Origin of the sequence: Rhodobacter sp. CZR27, assembly GCF_002407205.1 — a bacterium.
In the GTDB taxonomy this organism is placed as follows: Bacteria; Pseudomonadota; Alphaproteobacteria; order Rhodobacterales; family Rhodobacteraceae; genus Cereibacter_A.
Genome location: NZ_CP023548.1, coordinates 12,599 through 37,152, shown reverse-complemented (window position 1 = coordinate 37,152; position 24,554 = coordinate 12,599). Strand labels below are relative to the sequence as shown.

General features: G+C 70.1%; 16 protein-coding genes and 1 pseudogene. 8 read left to right on the top strand and 9 right to left on the bottom strand.

The window, feature by feature from the left end:
• Positions 1 to 9: 9 nt before the first annotated feature.
• Positions 10 to 1,622 (top strand): annotated as a pseudogene (locus tag CK951_RS00135) (alpha-amylase family glycosyl hydrolase).
• Here CK951_RS00135 and CK951_RS00130 read toward each other — a convergent pair.
• Positions 1,583 to 2,500: a 2-dehydro-3-deoxygalactonokinase gene (locus tag CK951_RS00130; protein ID WP_096784252.1), complete on the bottom strand. Its 918-nt coding sequence runs from the start codon at positions 2,498 to 2,500 to the stop codon at positions 1,583 to 1,585. The pseudogene CK951_RS00135 and the gene CK951_RS00130 sit on opposite strands and share 40 nt — an antisense overlap.
• A 235-nt stretch (positions 2,501 to 2,735) precedes the next feature.
• On the opposite strand from CK951_RS00130, the gene pncA reads away from it, so the two are divergent.
• Positions 2,736 to 3,341 (top strand): bifunctional nicotinamidase/pyrazinamidase, encoded by a 606-nt coding sequence (gene pncA, locus CK951_RS00125; protein ID WP_096784251.1) that lies wholly within the window; start codon positions 2,736 to 2,738, stop codon positions 3,339 to 3,341.
• Between the two features lies 1 nt (position 3,342).
• Positions 3,343 to 4,635: a nicotinate phosphoribosyltransferase gene (gene pncB, locus CK951_RS00120; protein ID WP_096784250.1), complete on the top strand. Its 1,293-nt coding sequence runs from the start codon at positions 3,343 to 3,345 to the stop codon at positions 4,633 to 4,635.
• Here the strand turns inward: pncB and arfB are convergent.
• From arfB to CK951_RS00090, 6 genes are all read right to left on the bottom strand, one after another.
• The gene (gene arfB / locus CK951_RS00115; protein ID WP_096784249.1) at positions 4,632 to 5,057 is read right to left on the bottom strand and encodes an alternative ribosome rescue aminoacyl-tRNA hydrolase ArfB; all 426 of its coding nucleotides are present in this window, start codon (positions 5,055 to 5,057) and stop codon (positions 4,632 to 4,634) included. The genes pncB and arfB overlap by 4 nt on opposite strands.
• Positions 5,058 to 5,303: 246 nt before the next feature.
• Positions 5,304 to 5,930 carry a queuosine precursor transporter gene (locus CK951_RS00110; protein WP_096784248.1) on the bottom strand — a complete coding sequence of 209 codons (627 nt, stop codon included), beginning with the start codon at positions 5,928 to 5,930 and terminating at the stop codon, positions 5,304 to 5,306.
• A gap of 82 nt (positions 5,931 to 6,012) precedes the next feature.
• Complete coding sequence (locus tag CK951_RS00105; RefSeq protein ID WP_096784247.1) at positions 6,013 to 6,906, bottom strand: esterase-like activity of phytase family protein; 894 nt, start codon at positions 6,904 to 6,906, stop codon at positions 6,013 to 6,015.
• Positions 6,879 to 7,757, bottom strand: a complete 879-nt coding sequence (gene mepA, locus CK951_RS00100; RefSeq protein WP_096784246.1) for a penicillin-insensitive murein endopeptidase — start codon at positions 7,755 to 7,757, stop codon at positions 6,879 to 6,881. Before mepA ends, CK951_RS00105 begins: the two co-directional genes overlap by 28 nt.
• Positions 7,754 to 9,124: an MFS transporter gene (locus tag CK951_RS00095; RefSeq protein ID WP_096784245.1), complete on the bottom strand. Its 1,371-nt coding sequence runs from the start codon at positions 9,122 to 9,124 to the stop codon at positions 7,754 to 7,756. Before CK951_RS00095 ends, mepA begins: the two co-directional genes overlap by 4 nt.
• A 131-nt stretch (positions 9,125 to 9,255) precedes the next feature.
• A complete protein-coding gene (locus CK951_RS00090) occupies positions 9,256 to 9,783 on the bottom strand; it encodes an acyl-CoA thioesterase (RefSeq protein ID WP_096784244.1) in 528 nt (175 codons plus the stop codon).
• Positions 9,784 to 9,912: 129 nt separating this feature from the next.
• Between CK951_RS00090 and CK951_RS00085 the strand changes: the two genes are divergently transcribed.
• The 3 genes from CK951_RS00085 to yaaA are packed head-to-tail and all read left to right on the top strand — an operon-like array spanning position 9,913 to position 13,070.
• Positions 9,913 to 10,200, top strand: a complete 288-nt coding sequence (locus CK951_RS00085) for a YggT family protein (RefSeq protein ID WP_096784243.1) — start codon at positions 9,913 to 9,915, stop codon at positions 10,198 to 10,200.
• 54 nt (positions 10,201 to 10,254) lie between these two features.
• Positions 10,255 to 12,297 carry a DNA helicase RecQ gene (gene recQ / locus CK951_RS00080; RefSeq protein ID WP_096784242.1) on the top strand — a complete coding sequence of 681 codons (2,043 nt, stop codon included), beginning with the start codon at positions 10,255 to 10,257 and terminating at the stop codon, positions 12,295 to 12,297.
• On the top strand, positions 12,297 to 13,070 hold the full coding sequence (gene yaaA, locus CK951_RS00075; protein WP_096784241.1) for a peroxide stress protein YaaA: 774 nt from the start codon (positions 12,297 to 12,299) through the stop codon (positions 13,068 to 13,070). Before recQ ends, yaaA begins: the two co-directional genes overlap by 1 nt.
• A gap of 40 nt (positions 13,071 to 13,110) precedes the next feature.
• Here the strand turns inward: yaaA and CK951_RS00070 are convergent, their stop codons facing one another.
• Positions 13,111 to 15,657 (bottom strand): response regulator, encoded by a 2,547-nt coding sequence (locus CK951_RS00070; RefSeq protein ID WP_096784240.1) that lies wholly within the window; start codon positions 15,655 to 15,657, stop codon positions 13,111 to 13,113.
• A 142-nt stretch (positions 15,658 to 15,799) separates the two neighbouring features.
• On the opposite strand from CK951_RS00070, the gene CK951_RS00065 reads away from it, so the two are divergent.
• Complete coding sequence (locus CK951_RS00065) at positions 15,800 to 21,229, top strand: alpha-2-macroglobulin family protein (RefSeq protein WP_096784239.1); 5,430 nt, start codon at positions 15,800 to 15,802, stop codon at positions 21,227 to 21,229.
• Positions 21,229 to 23,250 carry a penicillin-binding protein 1C gene (pbpC, locus tag CK951_RS00060; protein ID WP_096784238.1) on the top strand — a complete coding sequence of 674 codons (2,022 nt, stop codon included), beginning with the start codon at positions 21,229 to 21,231 and terminating at the stop codon, positions 23,248 to 23,250. Before CK951_RS00065 ends, pbpC begins: the two co-directional genes overlap by 1 nt.
• A gap of 101 nt (positions 23,251 to 23,351) precedes the next feature.
• Here the strand turns inward: pbpC and CK951_RS00055 are convergent, their stop codons facing one another.
• Complete coding sequence (locus tag CK951_RS00055) at positions 23,352 to 24,521, bottom strand: acetyl-CoA C-acyltransferase family protein (protein WP_096787106.1); 1,170 nt, start codon at positions 24,519 to 24,521, stop codon at positions 23,352 to 23,354.
• Between the last annotated feature and the right edge of the window lie 33 nt (positions 24,522 to 24,554).

Below are 24,554 nucleotides of genomic sequence, written 5' to 3'. Positions count from 1 at the left end.
GGTGGGATCATGGCGGACTGGTGGCGCGGCTCGGTGACCTATCAGATCTATCCCCGCTCGTTTCAGGACTCGGACGGCGACGGGATCGGCGACCTGAAGGGCATCCTCGCCCGGCTCGATCATGTGGCCTGGCTTGGCGCGGATGCGATCTGGCTGTCGCCGATCTTCCCCTCGCCGATGCGCGACATGGGCTATGACGTGGCGGACTATACCGCGATCGACCCGCTGTTCGGCACGATGACCGACTTCGACGCCCTCGTCGCGCGGGCGCATGACCTTGGCCTGAAGGTCATGATCGACCAGGTGCTGAGCCATTCCTCCTCGGACCATCCGTTCTTCCGGGAAAGCCGCGGCAGTCGCGACAATCCGAAGGCGGACTGGTATGTCTGGGCCGATCCGAAGCCGGACGGCAGCCCGCCGAACAACTGGCTGTCGATCTTCGGCGGACCGGCATGGGAATGGGAGACGCGGCGGCGGCAGTATTACCTGCACAACTTCCTGGCCACGCAGCCGGACTTCAACTTCCACAACCCGGCGGTGCAGGACTGGCTTCTGGAGCAGATGCGCTTCTGGCTGGACCGCGGCGTGGACGGTTTCCGCCTCGACACGGTGAACTTCTATTTCCACGACGCGCAGTTGCGGTCGAACCCGCCAAGCCCGCTGAACGGACCGCTTCCGGCGATCAACCCCTATGACATGCAGGACCACGCCTTCTCGAAGTCCCAGGGCGAGACCTTGGGTTTCCTGCTCAGGATGCGGCGACTGCTGGACGGCTATCCGGACCGGGCGATGGTGGGAGAGGTGGCCGAGGGCATTCGCGCCATGGCGCTGATGGCGGACTACACCAGCGGCAAGGACCGGCTGCACATGGCCTATACCTTCGAGATGCTGTCGCCGGTCTTCACCGCCGGCCATTTCCGCAGCCGGATCGAGACATTCTTCGCGATCGCCCCGCACGGCTGGCCCTGTTGGGCGTTCTCGAACCACGACGTGGTGCGCCATGTCACCCGCTGGGCAGGCCACGGCGCGCCTGACGATCTGGCGCGGCTGGCAGCGGCGATGCTGCTGAGCTTCGAGGGCTCCGTCTGCCTCTATCAGGGCGAGGAGCTGGGGCAGACGCAGACGACCTGCTTTACGGCGAACTGACCGATCCGCAGGGCCTGCGGTTCTGGCCCGAGGACAAGGGCCGGGACGGCTGCCGCACGCCGATGGTCTGGGACGGCGGGCCACAGGGTGGCTTCACCGTGGGCCGGCCGTGGCTGCCGGTGAAGCCGCCGCAACTGGCGCGGAACGTGGCGGCGCAGAAGGGCGTTCCCGGCTCGGTGCTGGAGACCTACCGCGCGTTGCTCGGCTTCCGCCGCGCCGAGCCTGCGCTGATCCGGGGCCGCAGCCGGTTCTTCGACCTGCCCGAGCCGGCGCTGGGGTTCCTGCGCACCTGGCAGGACCGGGCGCTGGCCTGCGTGTTCAACCTTGGCCCCGGCTCGGTCGAGGTCGGGGTGAGCGGGGCGCAGGACCTCGCCAGCCCCTCGCAGGCCGCCTGGCTGGTGGGCGAGCGGCTGACGCTCGGCCCGAACGGTTTTGCCTATCTCGCGGTGCCGGCGGATGCCGCGATCCGGACCTGACCTCGCGCCGCGGCAAGGCCCGCCAGCGCACAGGCCGCACCCGACAGCCTGCGCGGCGCATGGCCCTGCGCGTCAAGCGCGGCGGCGTAGGAGGCACAGGGCGCCCCGTCTCCCACCAGGACCACCGGCTGGCCCAGCCAGTAGGGCCGCGCGCCGGCCAGTTCCAGCCCGATGAGCAGCCCCGACAGCCGCGCCCGTGCCGTGGCCGCGGGCAGGTCGCGCAGGATCGCCTCGGCGCGCAACCCGAAGAGCTTCGTGGAAAGCTTCTGCGGATGGGCGATCCCGTCGGACACCGAGGCAAGGAAGGCGGCCTCGTCCCAGCCCTCGCCGGCAAGACCGGGCCGCAGCACCGACTGCTGCGACAGCAGCGCGAACAACTCTCCGGTCATGAAGGTCCGGAAGCTGACCACCTCGCCCGCCGAAACCTGCGCCCATTTCGAATTGGGGCCAGGCAGGCAGATCACCCCGTCGAACCGCCCGAGCGCTGCGAGCGCGCCGGCGATCCGGGTTTCCTCGCCATGCATCACGTCGGCGGGGTCGGACTGGCCGAGGCCGGGAACGACGCGGACCGATAGGCGGGGGTCCGCAATCGGCACCGCCACCAGTGCGGCAGGATCGACCGGCGCGCAGGGCAGGCTGCGCAAGCGCGCCTCGGCCCCGCCCTCCGTGTTGATCATGCCGCAGGCCACGACCGGCACCGACGCGCGGCCGTGAAGCCAGGGGTCCAGCAGGCGGAGCAGCGCCGGCTCGAACTCGTCGGGCGCAAGCTGCGCCGTTCCGTCGGCCGAGGCAGCCTCGGCCAGCGGACCCTCGGGTCCCATCGCCCAGGCGCGCAGCTGCGTCGTGCCCCAGTCCACCGCAATCCAGTCAGGCTTCATCCCGTCCCCACCACGCCGCCTTCGATCAGAAGGGTCTGGCCGGCGATGATCCGCCCGGCGGGCGCGGCCAGGAACAGCACGCCGGCGGCAAAGGTGTCGGGGCAACGGCGTCCCGGCCCGCCTGTTGTGGCGCGGACACGGCTTCGGCGTCAAGCCAGGCGGGCGACGCGCAACATTGACCTCCTGCAGCGCACTCCTTACCCCGTGACTCCTGACCTTGCCGAAGGAGGCGGAGATGCGGCCGAAGACCGAAGCCCTGATCGTCATCGACGTGCAGAACGACTTCTGCCCCGGTGGCGCGCTTGCCGTCGCAGGAGGGGACGCGATCGTACCGCGCATCAACGCGCTTCTCTCCGAATTCTCCGCCCGCGTGTTCACGCAGGACTGGCACCCCGCGAGCCATCTCTCCTTTGCCGCCAGCCATGGCGCCGAGCCGTTCAGCCTGACCGAAATGCCCTATGGCCCGCAGGTGCTGTGGCCCACCCACTGCGTGCAGGGAAGTGCCGGCGCCGGCTTCCACCCCGACCTCGACACGGATGCGGCCGACCTGATCATCCGCAAGGGGTTCCGCCGCGAGATCGACAGCTATTCCGCCTTCTTCGAGAACGACCGCCGCACGCCCACGGGGCTCGAAGGCTACCTGCGCAGCCGCGGGATCGAGGCGCTGACGCTCGTGGGGCTGGCGACCGACTTCTGCGTGGCCTATTCCGCGCTGGACGCGGCGCGGCTGGGCTTCGGCGTGACGGTGCTGGAAGGCGCCTGCGCCGCCATCGACCTGAACGGCTCGCTCGCCGCGATGCGGGCGCAGATGCTGGACGCCGGCGTAAGGCTGGAGGCCTGAGATGGTGGACATCGCCACCCGCGTCTACAATCACAAATGGAAGATCGACCCGATCATCCGCTCGCTGATCGACACCGACTTCTACAAGCTTCTGATGTGCCAGTCGGTGTTCCGCAACAAGCCGGACACCATTGTCCGCTTCAGCCTGATCAACCGCACCTCGCGCGTGCGCCTTGCCGACCTGATCGACGAGGGCGAGCTGCGCGAACAGCTCGACCACATCCGCACGCTGCGCCTCAGCCGCGGCGAGAGCACCTTCCTGCGCGGCAACACCTTCTACGGCAAGCGCCAGATGTTCCGCCCCGACTTCATGGAGTGGTTCGAGGGGCTGCAGATGCCGCCCTATCATCTGGAAAAGCGCGACGGGCAGTATGAACTGACCTTCGAGGGCAAGTGGCCCGAGGTCATGCTGTGGGAGATCCCGGCGCTCGCGGTGCTGATGGAGATGCGCTCCCGCGCCGTGCTGGGCAATCTGGGCCGGTTCGAGCTTCAGGTGCTCTATGCCCGCGCGATGACCAAGCTGTGGGAGAAGATCGAGCGCCTTCGCCGGATCGAGCGGCTGAAGATCGCCGATTTCGGCACGCGGCGGCGGCATTCGTTCCTGTGGCAGGACTGGTGCGTGCAGGCCATGAGCGAGGGGTTGGGCGACGCCTTCACCGGCACCTCGAACTGCCTGATCGCCATGCGGCGCGAGGTCGAGGCGATCGGCACCAATGCCCACGAACTGCCGATGGTGTATTCGGCGCTGGCCGAGACGGATGAGGAACTGGCGCGCGCACCCTATCAGGTGCTGGCCGACTGGCACGAGGAGCATGACGGCAACCTGCGGATCATCCTGCCGGATACCTACGGCACGGAAGGCTTCCTGAAGCGCGCGCCGGACTGGCTCTCGACCTGGACCGGGATCCGCATCGATTCGGGCGATCCGGCCGTCGGAGCCGAGATCGCGATCCGCTGGTGGCGCGAGCGTGGCGAGGATCCGAAGAAGAAGCTGGTGATCTTCTCGGACGCGCTGGATGTCGAGAAGATCGAGGAGCTGCACCGCCAGTTCTTTGGCCGGGTGAAGATCAGCTTCGGCTGGGGCACCATGCTGACCAACGACTTCCGCGGTCTGGTGCAGGACGATGCGCTGGCGCCGTTCAGCCTCGTGTGCAAGGCGGTCTCGGCCAACGGGCGGCCGACGGTCAAGCTGTCGGACAACCCGCTGAAGGCGATGGGCCCGGCCGACGAGATCGAGCGCTACAAGCGCGTCTTCGGCGTGGGCGAGCAGGTGGCCTACGAGGTCCGGGTCTAGGCCTCGTCGTCGCTGACGCGGCTGCGGGCGGCCTTCACCTCGCCGCGGATCGCCTTGGCGGCCAGCCGGCGGCGCTGGCTGCCCAGCGTGGGCTTGGTCGCGATCCGGCGCTTCGGCGCGACCAGCGCCTCGCGGATCAGCTCGGCCAGACGCTCGCGGGCCAGCTCGCGGTTGCGGATCTGGCTGCGGGTTTCCTCGGCGCGGATCACGATGGCGCCCTCCTGCGTCCAGCGCCGCCCGGCCAGCCGCTTCAGCCGCGCCTTCACGGCCGGGGACAGATGCGGCGAACGCTCGGCCTCGAACCGCAGCTCCACCGCGGTCTCGACCTTGTTGACGTTCTGCCCGCCGGGACCGGAGGAGCGCGAGAAGCTCTCGGTCAGTTCCCAGTCGGCGAGGGTGATCGTATCGGTGATGCGCAACATGAACGGCCGTTCGGAATGGAGAAAGGGTCGCCACGGGTGGCGACCCTTTCCGAGATCCAAGGAGATGAGCCAGTTAGGAGCTAGCCCAACATCCGGTCTGTTTTAAGAGGGGCTGCCCTCAGAAAACACCCCCGGAAGCTGTCCCGACACTTCTCTCCAATATCACTCTAGACACTGGATCACCTCCTTTCAAATGGTTGCCGATAGGGGAAAGGTGGCACAGATCTGGTGTTTGTCAAATGATGATTACGCAACGTCTGCGGTCATCCGCCTCACAATGATGCGAAAAGGCAGAAGTGCCACCAAAGCGAGCAGAAGTTTGACGGACCAGTCCGCGACCGCCAGCGAAACCCAGAGCGGTGCCTCCGGACCCATGCCCAGAAGCGGCAGAATCCCGTTCGCCCAAGCCACGTCATTGCCCCGTTCCAGCCAGACGAGGCTGGCGGAGAAGGCGACGCCGAAGAAGATCGCCGTATCGAGGCTTGACCCCACCAGCGTCGAGATCAGCGGCGCGCGCCACCAGCGGCGGCTATGGCGCATCCGGTCGAAGACCGTCACATCCAGCATCTGCGCCACGAGGAAGGCGAGCCCCGAGGCGAGCGCGATGCGCAGGGTCACGAGCGGGCCGAACTCGCCCATGATCTGCGTGCCGATCAGCGAGCAGAGAATGCCGGTCGCGAAGCCCGCCAGCACCACGCGCCGCGCGGCAGCGGCGCCCTGCAGGCGGTTGGTGAGGTCCGTCACGAGGAAGGCGAGTGGATAGGTGAAGGCACCCCACGTCAGCCACTGGCCGAACAGGAACTGCACGAGGATGTTCGAGGCCACCACGATGGCGGCCATCGCCAGGATGGCGGGGATCAGGCTGCGGGTCATGACTTTTTCCGTTTTGACAAGGTCGCGGAGACTTGGCCCCCCTGCGGGGACAGCGCGGCCTAGCGCCGGGGACCGGGTCCTGTCAATGCGCGAGTCGGTGTTCGACGATTTCCGTGCGCTGCACGAACAGGAAATTGTCGTCCGAGACCATGCTGATCACGATGCCGCCGCCGGCCTCCTGCCAGACCGCCAGCCCTTCGAGGTTGTCGTAGACCCCGGAGGGGGATTCGAAGACCGTCTCCTCCGACAGGATGCCCGCCGGGCCCAGCTCGAAGCGGCGCACGCGGCTTCCGAAGCCCAGCAGGCCACGGAACCGCCGCTCCAGCAGGTAGAGCCGGCCGTCCGGGCCGAAGTCGGCACCCACGGCAAGATAGGCTCCGCGGCGGGGAATGGCGAAGGGCTGGTCCCAGCGCCCCTCGCGGAAGCGATAGACAGGGAAGGGCCGTGTCGCGCTGCCCGAGCGCTCGGGCAGGGTGTAGAGGTTGCCGTCGCGGTCGATGGCCAGGGCCTCCAGCGCCGCGTTGCCCTGCATCAGCGCAAAGTCGCGATGCACCCGAAGGTTCACCGCCGATCCCGTCAGGTCGCGGTAGCGCAGCACGCGCGCCGCCCCCTCGAAAGACACATAGGCGGTGCCATCCGGCGCAATGGCCAGCCCCTCGCTGTCACTGCGTGCGCGAGCAAGTGGCGCGGTCCCTCGGGCGAGCAGCGGGCGCAACGGCGGCACCTCGATGCCGGTGATCCGCCCGGCAGCGTCCCGCTGCACGTGGCCGCGCGTCCAGGCGCCACGATCCGACAGGACGGTGATCTCGCGGCCGTCCGCGCTCATCTCGATCGCCGAGAGCCCGCCGAACAGGACATCATCCTCGCGCCAGACGAAGCAGTCGGTCCCTCCGACGGGCGGCGCGCTCGCGCTGCTGCACAGCGCAAGTCCCAGCATGAGCCCCGCGGTCAGCGCGAGGCGAGGACTTCGCGGCATTGCTGAGGCAGGTCGGACAAGGTGAAGTCGCGCGCACCGCGGGTGCGGGGGGCGGGTTTCTGCGGTCCCTTCGGGGGCTCCAGGTAGTCGGTCACCCACCAGAGCAGCGTGTCGTCGCAGCCGCTGCCGCCATTGGAGAGTTCCGCCACCGTGGGCTTCTGGGTCTGGCATGCCACCGCACCGGCGGGGCACTTCAGACGGATGTGGAAATGCGTGTCATGGCCGGGCACCGGCCGGATCTTCTGCAACCAGGCGCGATCGGCCCGGGTGGCGGTCTTGCACATCTCGAGCTTCACCGCGGCAGCGACGAAGATGCGGTCCACGCGCGGGTCCGAGGCGGCCGATCGCAGCAGGGTGTGGTGCGCCCTCGTCCAGTTCGGGGTCACGCTCCGCTGGTCGGCCGAGCGCACCGCGACGGACGAGATCCTCTCGCGGTCCGAGGCCGTCAGGTCGAGGCGCCGCGGCGGCAGCATCCAGACATCGGCATCCAGCCCGATCTGGTGGCTGGCATGGCCCGAGGTCATCGGCCCGCCCCGCGGCTGGCTGATGTCGCCGATATAGAGCCCGGCCCAGCCGATCTGCCGCGCCGCCACCGACAGCGCCTGCAGGAACTCGATCATCTCGGGATGGCCCCAGTTGCGGTTGCGCGACAGCCGCATCACCTGCCACGTCGGCCCGGATTCCGGCATCTGCACCAGACCCGCGCCGCAGCCGCGATTGTAGCTGCCCACCGGCATCGGCGACTGCTGCGAGGGCCGCACCTGCGCCCCGAACAGCTTGTTGGCCTTCGGCTCGGCCTGCGCGGCCGTCGCCATCCCCAGCGCGAGGATGAGGGAAAGGATGCGGATCATGATACTGCCCGTTCTTCACCGTCCGGTTTCACCCAGAGTAGCAGAACGAGCCCCGCAAGGAAGAGCAGGATCAGGGGCGCGATGCCCACGCGCTGCGATCCGCTGAGGGTCGTCACCAGTGCGATCAGCGCAGGCGCGATGAAGCTCGTGACCTTGCCGGAAAGGGCGTAGAGCCCGAAGGCCTCGGTCGCCTGGTCGGGTGCGGTGTGGCGCGCCATCATCGTCCGGCTGGCGGCCTGCAGCGCGCCCCCCGCCCCGCCGATCAGCGCGCCGCAGATCAGGAACAGGAGATCGGGCAGCCGCGAGCCGGGCGGCAGCGGCTGACCGAACAGGCTGTCGCGCGAGGTGCCTACAATCAGCAGGCAGACGCATGTCAGAAGCAGGATGCTCGCGACGATCACCGGCTTCGGCCCCCAGCGTCCGTCCGCCTTCCCGCCCAGCCACGAGGCGACGGCGGCCGTGACCGCGCCCACCACGCCGAACACGCCGATCTGCACCACGCTCCAGCCCAGCACGCCCGAGGCATAGACGCCGCCGAACCCGTAAAGCGCGTTGAGCGCGTCGCGGTAGAGCAGCGACGAGCCGAGATAGGCCGCAAGGCTGACCCGGTGGCGCAGGCTGGCCACGAAGGCGCCGAGGCTGTGCAGCGCCGCGCCCAGGCGGACGCCCCGGTGGACGGCCGGCGGCTCTCTCACCCACAGGAAGAAGGGCAGCATGAAGACCGCATACCAGAGCGCGGTGAACGGGCCCACCGCGCGCGTGCCCTCGCGGCTGGCCGGGTCGAGGCCCAAGGCGGGCTCCAGCCCGATCAGGGTCCGCCCGGTCGCCGCGCCCTCGGCCAGGAACAGCAGCATCACCGCCAGCGCCAGAACACCCCCGGCATAGCCGAAGGCGAAGCCCGAGCCGGAAATCTCGCCGATCCGCTGCCGCGGCCCCAGCGAGGGCAGCAGCGAATTGGTGAATATGGTCGCGAATTCCATGCCGATGAAGCCCAGCCCGAAGCAGGCGAGCGCCCAGACGAGTCCGCCCCCCTCGGGCGTCAGGCGCCAGAGCCCGGCGGCGCCGGCGATGTAGAACGCCGAGAAGCCCCAGACCCAGACGAGCCGTCGTCCGCTGATGTCCGCCACCGCGCCAAGGACGGGGGCGAGAAACGCCACGACGATGCTGGACAGCCCGAGGCCCGTTGCCCACCAGGATTGCGCGGCGGCGCCGGCGGCCGTGGCGTCCATCCCCTCGGCCATGAAGCGCGCGCGGGCAACCTCGGAGAAGTAGGGGGCGAAGATGAAGGTGAGAAGCAGGGTGCTGTAGGGCTGACTCGCCCAGTCGAAGAAATACCAGCCCCAGATTCGTCTGCGCGCGTGTGCCATGGCCCCTCTGCCCGATCGTGCGGATGAAGCCCGAAATGCCCCTGCGGCGCAAGCGACGTTCCGGACCGGCGCCGGGCGCGCGTGCCAGAGGCTTCCGTAGGCTGCAGGTTTCGCCCCGCCGGCCCGCGCCCTCAGTGCGAGGGCGGCCAGGGGCGCAGCGCGTCCGCCTCGATCCATCCGGACACCCAGTCCGGCAAGGGCGGGCTCTGCCCGGCGCCCATCAGCGAGGCGACCTCGGCCGGCGGCACGATCCCCGAACGCGAGGTGACGGCCGTGCGCAACAGCATGTGGCTGGTGCAGTCGCCCTTCCGCCACAGGCTCTGCTCGATGTAGAAGAACCGGCCGTCCCAGCCCAGGCAGCGGCTGACCATGTCCAGCCGGTCGAACAGCACGACCCTGCGCCGGTAGCGGACCGTGCTTCCCGCCACCGTCAGCCCCCAGCCCTTTTCGGCGCAGACCCGGGCGATCCCCGTCCGGTGGATCAGCGGCAGGCGCCCGATGTCGAAAAGCGTGAGCGTGCGACCGTTGTTCAGCTCGTTCCAGGGATCCAGATCCCATGGCAGGCAGCGGTGCGAGGACCGGTGCACGCCGTCCAGAGGCAGCGGTTTCAGCTTCCGCGAACGGCGCATCTCCATGAAAAGGCGGAGGTAGGGATACATCAATCTCTCCTTCACGCCCTCCGTGCTATGGCCCGCGGGCGGCGTCAAGAAGCGACGCCGCGGAACAAGGTTGCCCTTTGGCGAGGCCGCCTATACCTGTGGCAAAGTTTCTCCGTGAAGGACGCGTCCATGATATCGCTCTTCCAGATCCTCCTGCTGATCCTCGGCATCGCGAAGTTCATCATCTTCGCGCATATCATCATGAGCTGGCTCATCAACTTCGAGGTGCTGAACCTCCGCCAGCCGCTGGTGGGCCAGATCTGGGACGGGCTGAACCGCCTGCTGGAGCCGATCTATTCGAAGGTCCGGCGCATCCTGCCGGCGATGGGGGGCCTGGACCTTGCGCCGCTGATCGTGCTGGTCGCGATCTTCGCGCTCGAGATCGTGATCCGGAACAACGCCTACGCCTTCCTCTGATCCGCTGACCTTCCCGACACTGCCGGCTTCGGCCGGACGATCCCGGATTCCGCCATGCCGGCCCCGCGCGAGCTTCTCCATCAGGTCTTCGGCTTCCCCGACTTCCGGCCGGGGCAGGAGGAGATCGTCGAAGCCGTGCGCGCGGGGCGCAATACGCTCGCCATCATGCCGACCGGCGGGGGCAAGTCGCTCTGCTACCAGCTGCCCGCGCTTTGTCGCGAGGGGGTGACCCTCGTGGTCTCGCCGCTGATCGCGCTGATGCGGGATCAGGTGCGGTCCCTGCGCGAGGCGGGGGTGGAGGCCGGCGCGCTCACCTCGGGCAACACCGACACCGAGACGGAAGAGGTGTTCCGGGCGCTGGATGACGGCCGGATCAGGCTGCTCTACATGGCGCCCGAGCGGCTCGCCTCTCCGGGAGCGCTGACCCTGCTGCGGCGCATTGGCGTCAGCCTGATCGCGGTGGACGAGGCCCATTGCGTCAGCCAGTGGGGCCACGACTTCCGCCCCGACTACCTGCGCATCGGCGAGTTGCGCCGCGCGCTCGGCGTGCCACTGGCGGCCTTCACCGCTACCGCCGATGCCGAGACGCGCGACGAGATCGTCGCCCGGCTCTTCGACAGCATTCCTCCCGCCACCTTCCTGCGCGGCTTTGACCGGCCGAACATCCACCTCGCCTTCGCGGTGAAGCAGAACCCCCGCGCGCAGATCCTGAACTTTGCAGCCGCGCGCAAGGGTCGCTCCGGCATCGTCTATTGCGCCACCCGCGCCAAGACCGAGACCCTGGCGCAGGCGCTGCGCGAGGCGGGCCATTCCGCCTGCCACTACCACGGCGGCATGGAGGCCGAGGAGCGCCGTCAGGTCGAGATCCGCTTCCAGCAGGAGGACGGGCTGATCGTGGTGGCAACGGTTGCCTTCGGCATGGGCATCGACAAGCCCGACATCCGCTGGGTGGCGCATGCCGACCTGCCGAAGTCGATCGAGGGCTACTATCAGGAGATCGGCCGCGCGGGCCGCGACGGCGCACCGGCCGAGACCCTGACCCTCTATGGCCCCGACGACATCCGCCTGCGCCGCGCGCAGATCGACGAGGGTGCGGCGCCCCCCGACCGCAAGGCCGCCGACCACGCCCGGCTGAACGCGCTTCTGGGCCTTGCCGAGGCGGCCGGCTGCCGGCGTCAGGTGCTGCTCCGCTACTTCGGCGAGACCTCCACCCCCTGTGGCACCTGCGATCTTTGCGACCGGCCGGCCGAGCTTTTCGATGCGACCGAAGCGGTGCGCAAGGCGCTCTCGGCGATCCTGCGCACCGGCGAGTGGTTCGGCACCGGCCACCTGATCGACATCCTGACCGGCAACGCGACCGCCAAGGTCCGCGACCGGGGCCACGACCGGCTGCCGACCTTCGCCGTGGGCCGCGACCTGAGCAAGCAGGCTTGGGAGGCGGTGTTCCGCCAGATGATGGGCCGCGATCTGATCCGTCCCGATACCGAGCGACACGGCGCCCTGCGCATGACCGAGGGCGCCCGGCCGATCCTGCGCGGAGAGGAAGCGATCACGCTGCGCCGCGACACGGTGCGCGCGGCCGCCAGCCGACCGCAGGCCCGCGCGCTGGTCTCGGAAGAGGACGCGCCGCTGCTCTCGGCCCTGAAGGCGAAGCGCCGCGCGCTGGCCGAGGCGGCGGGGGTGCCGGCTTACGTCATCTTCACCGACCGCACCCTGATCGAGATGGCGGAGCGGCGGCCGCGCGACCTCGACGACATGGCGGGGATCACGGGCGTCGGCGCGAAGAAGCTGGAAAGCTACGGCACGACCTTCCTTGCGGTGATCAACGGCGAGGCCGAAGAGATGCATCCCCAGCGGCGGCGCCTCGCGGGCCGGGATGCGGGAGAGGTCTTCGATCGGCTGTCCGAGGTGCAGGTGGCGCTGATGCGGGGGCCGGACGGCACCGGCAAGCCACTCAGCTTGCCGCAGAGCGCGCTGCGCCGGATCGCCGAGGCGCGGCCCTCGACGCTGAGCGACCTCGACCGCGTCGGCGACCTTGGCCCGCAGAAGATCGAGCGGTTCGGCGAGGCGTTCCTCGACGTGCTGAGGGACGCCTGATGCTGGTTGTCCTGTCGCCGGCCAAGCGCCTTGCGGCGCGGCCTGCGCTCGCGCTGCCCGAGGGGATGGAGCCCGGCCGGCCCCGCTTCCAGCCCGAGGCTGACGAGCTTGCCAAGGTGGCGCACGGGCTGACCGCCGCGGACCTGCGCCGCCTCATGCATATCTCGGAACCGCTCGCCCGGCTGAACGTCGCGCGCTTCGCGGCATTTCACGAAGCGCGAGACGAGGCAGTGCCGGCGCTCGCGCTGTTCGACGGCGATACCTATGCCGGGCTGGAGGCGCGGACGCTGGACGCCGACGCCCTGCGCTGGGTGCAGGGGCGGGTCTGCATCCTCTCGGGCCTCTACGGGCTGCTGCGCCCGCTCGACCTGATCCAGCCGCACCGGCTGGAGATGGGGACGCGGCTCGCCACCGCCCGCGGCGCCACGCTCTACGACTACTGGGGCGACCGGATCGCCCGGGCGCTGAACGAACAGTCCGAGGAAACGGGTGCCCGCACGCTGGTCAACTGCGCCTCGGTCGAATATTTCACCGCGGTCGATCGCGCGGCGCTGCGCCTGCCGGTGATCTCGCCGGTCTTCCTTGAAGACCGGGCGGGTGAGCAGAAGATCGTGAGCTTCTGGGCCAAGCGCGCCCGCGGGGCCATGGCCCGTTTCATCGCCGAGAACCGCCTGACGGATCCCGAGGCCATCCTGTCCTTCCGCGCCGGCGGCTACGTCTGGGAACCGGAGCTCTCCACGCCGGAGCGGCCGGTCTTCCTGCGCGCCTCCTGACAGGGCCGGACCGCGCCAGAGCGGTCCGGCGGGTGCAAGCTCATCCGGGCTCGTCGTCCTGCGGAACCAGTGGCCGCACCTCGGCCGGGCAGAAGGCGGCCAGCGCCTCGAGAATGGCGGCGCGGCGCAGGGGCTTGGTCAGCGTGCGGTCGATGCCGGCGGTGGCGCTTTGCGCCGCGTCGCTTTCCATCGCATGGGCCGTCAGCGCCACGATCGGCACGCGGCGGCCCGGAGGCTCCAGCGCGCGGATGGTGCGGGCGGCCTCGCGTCCGTCCATCTCGGGCATCGAGATGTCCATGAAGACCAGATCCGGGTCCAGCTGCCGGAACAGGTCCACCGCCTCGCGGCCGTTGCCCGCGAAGGTCAGGTCGATGTCGAGGTCGCGGACCATCTTGCGGAAGACAAGCTGGTTCGTGCGGTTGTCCTCGGCCGCCAGTACCCGCATCCGACGCGGCAACGGCACCGCCGGGGGCGGCTCCGGTTCCGGCGCGGGCGCGGGCGCCGTCAGCGTCTGCAGCCGGCGGTAGAGGTCCGAGCGCAGCAGCGGCTTCTGCAGCATGCCGGACAGGTGACGCATCGCCGGGTTGTCCCTGACGCCGGAGGGATTCGAGGTGAGCAGCAGGATCGGCATGGTCCAGCCCGCCTCGCGGACCCGGTCGGCCAGCGCCAGCCCGTCGAGGTCGGGCATCTCGTGATCGGTCAGAAGCAGGTCATAGCCCGCATCCACGGCCAGTTGCGCCAGCGCCTCGGCCCCCGAGCGGCAGAGCGTGACGTCGATGCCGCAGGGCGAAAGCTGCCGCTCTAGGATGGTGCGGTTGATGAACTGGTCATCCACCACCAGCGCCCGGTGCACCTGCAGCGGCCGGGGCGGCGCGGCCGCGTCATCGGCCGCCGGCAGCGTCAGCCGGAAGCCGAAGCACGAGCCGCGGCCCAATTCGCTGTCGACCCAGATCGTGCCCTCCATCAGCTCGATCAGGCGGCGGGTGATGGCGAGACCCAGCCCCGTCCCCTCGAACCGGCGGTTGGTCTCGGCGTCGATCTGGTTGAACTCACCGAACACATGCTCGAGGTTGTCGGAGGAGATGCCGATGCCGGTATCCTCGACCGTCACATGCAGGTCGTGATGCCCCGGCTCGGCCTCGAGCCCCACGACGCGGATGAGGACGTGACCCTGCTCGGTGAACTTCACCGCATTGCCGATCAGGTTCGTCAGCACCTGCCGCAGCCGCCCGGGATCCCCGACGTAGCGCGTCGGCAGGAACATGTCGAAGTCGATGAGCAGGTCGATCCCCTTCGCCCGGGCGCGCGGCTGCAGAAGCATCGCGACCTCGTGGATCGTGCGCTCGAAGTCGAAGGGCTCGGGGTGAAGCGTCAGGCGGTTCGCCTCGATCTTGGAATAGTCGAGGATGTCGTTGATGATGACCAGAAGCGCCTCGCCGGACGAGCGGATCGTCTCGGCAAAGAGGCGCTGGTCCTCGGTGAGCGGCGTCTCGCACAGGAGTTCCGCCATGCCCACGACGCCGTTCATCGGCGTGCGGATCTCGTGGCTCATGTTGGCGAGGAAGGCTGATTTCGCGCGGCTGGCCGCCTCGGCCGCGGCGCGAGCGGTCTCCAGCGCCTCCTGCTGCAGCTTCATCTCGGTGATGTCGACGCGCAGCCCGACGCGGCCGCCGTCGGGCGTTCCGTGCTCGATCACGCGCAGCCAGCGGCCGTCGTCCAGCTGCTGCTCGCTCGCGCCGTCCAGGGCCCGGAAGGAGGCGAGCCGCGCGGCCAGCCAGTCCTCCTCGCGCCCGAGGGCGTCGCGATACTGTCCCCGCTCCAGCCCGTGCCGCAGGATGGATTCGAAGCTGGCGCCGGGCTGCATCGATTCGGCCGATTTCGGGTGGATCTCGCGATAGCGGTCGTTGCAGAGCACCAGCCGCTCGTTGCGGTCGAACAGCACGAAGCCGTCCGGGATGGCATCGATGGCGGCCCGCAGTCGCATCTGTTCGGTGATATCGATCAGAAGGCTGACCATGTCGCCGTCGCGGGCCCGCCGGTTGGCCAGCCTCAGCCAGCTGCCGCAGGGGCGGTGCAGCACGACCGGCTCTCCCGGCTCGTCGTCCCAGCAGCGCGTCATCCGGGCGGTCCAGACCTCGGACGGTTCCGTGCCGAGATCGAACACGCCCTCCTCCAGCGCCAGCCGCAACATGTCGGCGAGCGACATGCCCGGCCGCAGCGCCGGGCCTCCGAAATGCGCCAGGTAGGCTTCGTTGGCCGCAACAAGCTTCAGACGCGAATCGAAGACCGCGAAGCCATCCCCGATGGTGTTGATCGAATCCCACAGCCGACGCTCGGCCATGACGGCGGCGGTATGTGCCCGGTCCAGTTCGTCAAGGAAGCGGCTGTTCTGTCCCTTCAGCTTCTCGGCCTCGGACAGCGCGACCTTCACCACCGCGCGCTGCTCGATGATCTGGTCCGAAAGGGCGCGGGCATGCATCGCCAGCTTTTCGTTGGCAGCGAACAGCTCGCGCTGCTTGTATTCCAGAAGGCGCTCTGCCGCCAGCCTTGCGCGGCGCTCCTTGGCCAGCCTCTGTTCGATGTCCATCCGTCCGTCCTGCCGCGTCTCGCCGGCATGTTGCGGCGGCACCATGAATCTACCTTTAACCGCGCCACAGGAAGCGGCCGAGAATCCTTGCCTCGCTGTCGGGGCGGTGACAGCATTCCGCGCATCCGCGGAGGTAGAAGCCATGTGTGCGATCAGCCGTTTCCTGTCTGCCCTCCTGCTCTGCCTGACACTTCCTTCGGTGGCGCTCGCTCAGGACTGGCTGCCCGAGCGTCGGTTCGTGCTCAGCGCCGACACCGATCTTCCGGGCAGCGACATGGCGACGCTGCTCGACACCACGCTCGAGGCCTGCGAGCGGGCCTGCCTGTCGCGGGCGGACTGCCGGGCGTTCACCTTCAACTCACGCAACGGCTCGTGCTTCCCGAAGTCGGCCGCCGGCGACTCGTCGCCCTATCAGGGGGCGCTGTCGGGGGTGGCGGTGGCGGCCGATCCGACCCGGCAGGCGGTCGCGCGCAGCCGCGCGGCCGAGCTTGCCTTCCTGTCCGAATACGACCTGACGCGCGCGAAGGAGCAGGCCGCCCTGCTGGCCAATGAACATACCGTCAACGGCTTCCCGGCCGAGGAGCATCTGGACAGCGCCCGCCGGGCCGAGGCCGCCGGCGACCTGCTGGCTGCCGCGAATTTCACCGGAGCGGCGGTGAATGCCGGGGACCGGGCCGAGGCGTGGATCGACTACGCCCGCCGACTTCGTGCCGCGGCCGAGGCGGATGCTGCTGCGCGGGACGCGCTGCGTGACCGCGCCTTCCGTGCGGCGGTCAACGGCTACCTGCGGGCGGCGACGCCGGCGCTGCGGCATACGGCGCTGGTGGAACTGGGGCAGGCGGCCGAAAGGATCGACCGCGGCCGGGACACGGTGCAGGCGCTGCGGCTTGCCCAGCAGATCCAGCCGCGCGACGACACCGCGGCACTGCTCGAGGCGGCGGCGGGAAAATACGGTTTCCGCATCGTCGAGCACGCGGTGGAGGCCGACACCACGCGGCCGCGGATCTGCGCGACCTTCTCGGAACCGCTGTCGGGGCATGGCGTGGATTACGCCAGCTTCGTGCAGCTGACCGAGCCGGGCCTGACCGTCGAGGCCGACGACCGCCGGATCTGCGTCGGCGGCATGGCGCATGGCGCGCGCCACACCCTCACCTTCCGCGAGGGGCTTCCGGCTGCCGATGGCCAGACCCTGCCGAAGTCGGTGCAGATCGCCGCCTATGTGCGCGACCGCAGCCCTTCGGTCCGCTTCCCGAGCCGGGCCTATGTGCTGCCGAAGGCCGGCTCGCCGGCGATCCCGGTCGAGACGGTGAATGCGCGGACGCTTGATCTTGCACTTTACCGCGTGTCCGACCGCAACCTGTTGCGGGCGATCCAGCAGGATTACCTCGGACGCCCGCTCGACGAATGGCAGACCGAGGAGTTCACCGGCCAGGTGGGCGAGCGGATCTGGACCGGCTCGGGCGAGGTCGGGATGGAGGTCAACCGCGACATGACCACCCGCCTGCCGATGGAGGAGCCGCTGCGCGGCCTTCCCGCCGGGATCTACGCGCTGAAGGCTGCAATCCCTGGACAGGACCCCTATGAACATCCGCCGGCCTGGCAATGGTTCGTGGTCTCCGACCTCGGGGTGACGACGCTGTCGGGGGTGGACGGGCTGCATGTCTTCGTGCGCGGCCTGGGCTCCGCCGAGCCAAAACCGGGGGTGACGGTCGACCTCCTTTCTCGCGCCAATGCGGTGCTGGGGACGGCCGAGACGGATGCGCAGGGCCATGCCCGGTTCGAGCCTGGCGTGACCCGCGGCACCGGCGCGGCCGAGCCTGCGCTGGTGGTGGTGAAGGACGCAGAGGCCGACATCGCCTTCCTCTCGCTGACCGACCCCGAGTTCGACCTGTCCGACCGCGGCGTCGAGGGGCACGAGCCCGCGCCGCCGGTGGACGTGTTCCTCACGACCGAGCGCGGCGCCTATCGCGCGGGCGAGACGGTCCACGCACTCGCCCTCACCCGTGACGGCGAGGCGGCGGCGATCGAGGGGCTGCCGCTGACCGCCATCCTGAAGCGCCCCGATGGCGTGGAATATTCCCGCGCGCTTGCGGCCGATGCAGGCGCGGGCGGCCACGTGTTCGACCTGCCGCTGGCGGGCTCGGCGCCGCGCGGCGTCTGGCGGCTGGAGGTTCTGGCCGATCTCGACGCAGAGCCGCTCGCCGCCCGCACCCTGCTGGTCGAGGACTTCCTGCCCGAGCGGATCGACGTGACGGCAAGCCTGCCCGAAGCCCCGATCGGTCTGGGCGATGCGCCGGAGTTGTCGGTCGAGGCCCGCTACCTGTTCGGCGCGCCCGGCGCCAACCTAGCCATCGAGGGCGAGGTGCTGCTGCGCAAGGCCGAGGGGCTGAAGGCCTTCCCGGGCTATGTCTTCGGCCGCGAGGGTGACGGGTTCGACCCGCAGGTCGCCTCGTTCGGCGGCCAGCTCACCGATTCGCAGGGCCGCGCCAGCTTCGCGGTGCCGCTTCCCCGGGTCGAGGATCCGGCTCGCCCGCTCGAGATCGTGGTGGCCACGCGGGTGGCCGAAGGGTCCGGGCGGCCGGTCGAGCGCGTGGTTACTCGCGCGCTGCGCCCTGCCGCGCCGATGATCGGCATACGGCCGCTGTTCGACGGCGTAGCGGCGCAGGGCACCGACGCGAGGTTCGCCCTCGTGGGTGTCGGTGCGGAGGAGCGGCCGGTGCCGATGAAGGTCCGCTGGCGCATCGAGCGGATCGAGACCGACTACCAGTGGTATCAGCAGTGGGGCAACTGGGCGTGGGAACCGGTGGAGACCCGCCATCCCGTGGCACAGGGCGAGACCGATCTGGGCCCGGCCCCGGTCGAGATCGCGGGCGCCGTGGACTGGGGCCAGTTCGAGCTGGTGGTGGAGCGCGCGGACGGCGGCACGGCAGCCAGTTCGGCCCGGTTCCACGCCGGCTGGTATGCCCCTGCCGACACGACCTCGACGCCCGACACGCTGGAGCTGTCGCTGGACAAGCCCGCCTATCGCCCCGGCGAGACGGCGGTTCTGCGCATCGTGCCGCGGTCGGCCGGCAAGGCGCTGGTGACGGTGCTCTCGAACCGGCTGGTGACGATGAAGGCGGTCGAGGTCGGCGAGGGCGAGACGCTGGTCGAGCTTCCGGTGACCGATGACTGGGGCACCGGCGTCTATGTCGCGGCGACGGTGCTGCGCCCTATGGACGTGGCGGCCGGCCGCAATCCGGCCCGCGCGATGGGGCTGGCCCACGCCGCCATCGACCCGGGCACGAAGCAGCTTGCGGCGCGGATCGAGACCGCCGCCGAGGCCGCGCCGCGCGGCCCGATGGAGGTGGCGGTGAAGGTCGAGGGCCTCGCGCCGGGTGAGACCGCCTTTGCCACGCTTGCCGCGGTGGATGTAGGCATCCTGAACCTGACCGGCTTCGAGACACCCGACCCCGAGGATCACTATTTCGGCCAGCGCAAGCTGGGGGTGGGGATCCGCGATCTCTATGGCCGTCTGATCGACGGGATGAATGGCGCGCAGGGCTCGGTCCGGTCGGGCGGTGACGGGGCGCGGGCGCGCCTGCAGGCGCCGCCTCCGACCGAGGAACTGGTGGCCTTCTTCTCCGGCCCGGTGCAGGTGGGTGCCGATGGCCTCGCGCGGGCACGGTTCGACCTGCCGTCGTTCAACGGCACGGTTCGGGTCATGGCGGTGGTCTGGTCGAAGACCGGCGTCGGCCATGCCGCGGCGGACGTGCTGGTGCGCGATCCGGTCGTGGTGACGGCAAGCGTCCCGCGCTTCCTGTCGCCGGGCGACCGGAGCCGGCTGCTGCTGGAGGTCGTGCATGCCAAGGGCCCCGCGGGGCGCATGGGGCTGGAGGTCACGGGCACCGGCCTGACCCTCGGCGAGGTGCCGCGGCAGTTCGATCTGGCGGAAAAGGCCACCGCGCGCTTCGAGGTTCCCGTAACCGCCGGCACGGTGGGCGTGCAGCAGATCGAGGTGGCTCTGACGACGCCGGACGGTCGGCGGCTGACGAAGCGGCTGAGCGTTCCGGTGCAGGTGAACGATCCCGAGATCGCCCGTCAGGACCGCCTGACGCTGGACCCTGGCCAGACCTTCACGCTCGATGGGAACCTGTTTGCCGGCCTTGTTCCCGGCACCGGGCGCGCGACCCTCGCCGTCGGCCCGATCGCGCGGTTCGACACGGCGGGGCTTCTGGCCAGTCTTGACCGCTATCCCTATGGCTGCACCGAGCAGGTCGCCTCGAAGGCGCTGCCGCTGCTCTACCTCGATCAGGTCGCGCGTGCGCTGGACCTGCCGGGGGCGGACAACCTCTCGCAGCGCATCGGTCAGGCGGTCGAGGAGGTGCTGACCAACCAGACCGCCGAGGGTGCCTTCGGTCTCTGGCAACCCGGCAGCGGCGACTTCTGGCTGGATGCCTATGTCACCGACTTCCTGTCGCGCGCCAAGGCGCAAGGTCACGCGGTGCCGGAGGAGCCCCTTCGGCGCGCGCTCGACAACCTGCGCAACCAGGTGAACTACACCGCCGACTTCGATCAGGGCGGCGAGGCGCTGGCCTATGCGCTGATGGTGCTGGCCCGCGAAGGTGCGGCAGCGATCGGCGATCTGCGCTACTACGCCGATGTGAAGGCGGATGCCTTTGCCACCCCGGCGGCGCAGGCGCAACTCGGCGCCGCGCTGGCGAGCTATGGTGACCAGCTGCGCGCCGATGCGATGTTCCGCAAGGCCGCCGCCCGGCTGAACGGCACGCTGGCGCAGCAATCGACGCAGGTCTTCCGCGCCGACTACGGCACCGCCTATCGCGACGCCGCGGCCGTCCTGACGCTGGCGGCGGAAGCGGGCTCGCAGGCGGTGGACCGGGATGCGGTCACGACCGCGCTCGCGGCGCGGAGCGGGCCGCTCTCCACGCAGGAGGCGACCTGGACCCTGCTGGCGGCCAACGCGCTGATCGACCGGCCTGAGGTCGAGGGGGTGACGGTGGGAGGCGCGCCGGTGACCGGGCCGCTCGTCCGGCTGCTCCGCGACGGCGAGCCGGCGGTGCAGGTGACGAACTCCGGCCAGCCGCAGGTGCTGACGGTGACCACGACCGGCATCCCGACCGAGCCCGAACCTGCGGGCGGCAACGGCTATGCCATCTCGCGGACCTATTACACGATGGAGGGCGAGGCGGTTGACGTGGCTTCCGTCGCTCAGGGCACGCGGCTGGTGGCCGTGCTGGAAGTGACTTCCTTCGGCAATGGCGAGGGCCGGCTGATGGTCAGCGACCCCCTGCCGGCGGGGTTCGAGATCGACAACCCCAACCTGATGCGTGGCGGGCAGGTCGATGCGCTGAACTGGCTGGAGCCAGTCGAGGAGGTGGCCCATGCCGAGTTCCGTCAGGACCGCTTCCTCGCCGCGGTCGATCGCTATGACGGAGAGGCGTTCCGGCTGGCCTATATCGTCCGCGCGGTCTCGCCTGGGGTGTTCCACCACGCGGCGGCCTCGGTCGAGGACATGTATCGCCCCGACTTCCGTGCCCGCACCGACGCGGGCACGGTCACTGTCACGCCGTAATGCGTGCGCGGTGGTTCCTTGCCGCGGCGGTCGGGCTCTGGCTGGCTGCGGTGGCCCGCGACGGGTTTGACGACTGGATCGCCGCGACGCGGATGCCGCCCCTGTCGCTAGCAACCTCGGTCGAGGTGCTGGACCGCGAGGGGACGCTGCTTCGCGCCTACACGGTCGGCGATGGACGCTGGCGGCTGGAGCCGGGGCCGGTCGATCCGCTGTTCCTGAAGATGCTGGTGGCCTATGAGGACGGCCGCTTCTACCACCATCCCGGCGTCGATACCCGCGCCCTGCTGCGCGCGGTCTGGCAGGCGGCGCGGTCCGGCCATGTGGTCTCGGGCGGCTCGACGCTGACCATGCAGGTCGCGCGCCTGCTCGAGGCCAGCGGCACGGGAAAGATGGCCGGCAAGCTGCGGCAGATGCGGGTGGCGCTGGCGCTGGAGCGGCGGCTGTCCAAGGACGAGATCCTGTCGCTCTACCTGCGGCTCGCACCCTATGGCGGCAACCTCGAGGGGGTTCGCGCGGCCTCGATCTCCTATCTCGGCAAGGAGCCGTGGCGGCTGACGGCGGCCGAGGCGGCGCTGCTGGTGGCGATCCCGCAATCGCCCGAAGGGCGGCGCCCTGACCGACACCCGGACCGCGCGGAGACCGCGCGGAGCCGCGTGCTGGCGCGCGCCGTGCGGGCCGACGTGATCGCGGCCGAGCGCGCCGAGGCGGCGAGGAGCGAGCCGGTGCCGCGTGGCCGGAAACCCTTCCCCGCGCTTGCCCCGCATCTCGCCGACCGGGTGCGGGACGCGGATCCGCTGCTGCACCAGCACCGGCTGACCCTTGACGCGAGCCTTCAGCGGCGGCTGGAGGACCTTGCGTCGGAGACGGTCGAGGGACAGGGCGAGCGGCTGCAGGTGGCGATGCTGGTGGCCGACCATCGCTCGGGCGAGGTGCTGGCCTCGGTCGGCTCGGCCGGCTACCGCGCGGACCGGCGGCAGGGATTCATGGACATGACCGTGGCGCTGCGCAGCCCGGGATCGCTGCTCAAGCCGTTGATCTTCGGGCTTGCCTTCGACGAGGGTCTGGCGCATCCCGCGACCCTGCTCGACGACCGGCCGATGGACTTCGGCGGCTACCGGCCGCAGAACTTCGACCGGATCTTCCGAGGCGAGATCCGCGCCCACGAGGCGTTGCAGCTGTCGCTGAACCTGCCCGCGGTGGCCTTGACGGATGCGCTGGGACCGGCGCGGCTGCTGTCGGCGCTGGAGCAGGCGGGGGTGAGGCCCGTCCTGCCGGGCGGCCAGCCGGGGCTGGCGGTGGCGCTGGGGGGTGTCGGCGTCACACTGGCCGACATGGTGCAGCTTTACGCAGCCATGGCCCGTGGAGGCGTCGTGCTGCCGCTGCATGTCCGGGGCGAGGGCGAGACAGGCCGGCGGCTGCTGTCGGGGGTATCCGCCTGGCAGGTGGCCGACATCCTGTCCGGGATGCCGCCGCCCCCGGGCGCGCCCGCCAACCGGCTCGCCTACAAGACCGGAACCAGCTATGGCCACCGCGACGCCTGGGCCATCGGCTTCGACGGGGCGCATGTGGTGGGGGTCTGGCTCGGCCGGGCGGACGGGACGCCGGTGCCCGGCGTTTTCGGCGCCGATCTGGCCGCGCCCGTTCTGTTCCGCGCCTTCGCCCGGCTGAAGCCCGCACTCACGCCCCTGCCGCCGCCTCCGCGTGCCGCGCTGACCGTCAGCAATGCCGAGCTTCCCCAGCCCCTGCGCCGGTTCCGGTCCCGCGTCGCGGCCTTCGCGGCAGAGGACGGCCCGGCCGTGGCCTTCCCGCCGGACGGGGCGGAGGTCGAGCGGCTGGGCGGCAGGCTGAAGGTGAAGGTCGAGGGCGGCAGCGGCCCCTTCACCTGGCTTGCGGATGGGGCGCCGGTGGCCATCGCTCTGCCGGGCCGCGAGACGATGCTGGACCTTGCGCCGGGCTTCCTGACGCTCTCGGTCATCGACGGTGACGGCCGCTCGGCCCGAAGCTCGATCCGCGTGCACTGACCTTCGGCAGTCAGATGCGCTCCAGCGCGAGGGCGATGCCCTGCCCGCCGGCGATGCACAGGGTTCGGCCCGAAGCCGATCCGCGTGCACCGACCCGGCCGTCAGATACGCTCCAGCGCGAGCGCTATGCCCTGCCCGCCACCGATGCACATGGTGACAAGGGCGCGCCGGCCGCCCGTCCGATGAAGCTCGTGCAACGCCTTGACAGTGATGATGGCGCCGCTCGCGCCGACCGGATGACCCAGCGCGATGGCGCCGCCGTTCCGGTTCACCCGCACGGGATCAAGGCCAAGGTTCCGGCTCACCGCAAGGGCCTGAGCCGCGAAGGCCTCGTTCGACTCGATCACGTCGAAGTCGTCCACAGAAAGCCCCGTGCGGGCACAGAGCGCGCGCACCGCCGGGATCGGGCCAAGGCCCATCACCTCCGGCTCGACCCCGGCATGGGCATAGCCGAGCAACCGGCCGAGTGGCTTCAGGCCCCCGGCGGCCTCGGCCCGCGCCAGGACAAGCGCCGCCGCGCCGTCGTTGATGCCGCTCGCGTTGCCGGCCGTCACGGTGCCGTCCTTGCGGAAGGCGGGGCGGAGGCTTGCCAACGCCTCGGCCGTGGTAGGCTTGGGATGCTCGTCGCGGGCAAAGGTGACCGGACCCTTGCGCGAGGCGACCTCCACCGGGACGATCTGGCCGTCGAACCTCCCCTCGGCCAGCGCGCGGGCGGCGCGCTCCTGGCTTTCAAGGGCGAAGGCGTCCTGATCCTCGCGCGTGATCTTGTGCCGCTCGGCGACGATCTCGGCCGTGACGCCCATGTGACCGGTGCCGAACGGGCAGTTCAGCGCCCCCGTCATCATGTCGAGCGCCTTCGTGTCGCCCATCTTCTGCCCCCAGCGCGCGGCGGTCAAGGCATAGGGGGCGCGGCTCATCGACTCGGCGCCGCCGGCGAGCGCGAAATCGGCATCGCCCAGCATCAGCGATTGCGCGGCCGAAACGATGGCCTGCGCGCCCGATCCGCACAGCCGGTTGACGTTCATCGCCGGAACCTCGGCCGGAATGCCGGCGCCGATGGCCGCCACCCGACTGAGATACATGTCGCGCGGCTCGGTGTTGATGACATGGCCGAAGACGACATGGCCGATCCGGCCGGGCTCGACCCCTGCCCGCTCCAGTGCCGACCGGGTGACGATCGTTGCAAGCTCGCCGGGGGGCACCGCGGCCAGCGCGCCGCCGAAGGCTCCGACGGCGGTGCGGATCGCGGACAGGATCAGGATGTCGGACATGGCGCGGCCTCTCTCGCTGTTCGGCCGCAGCAT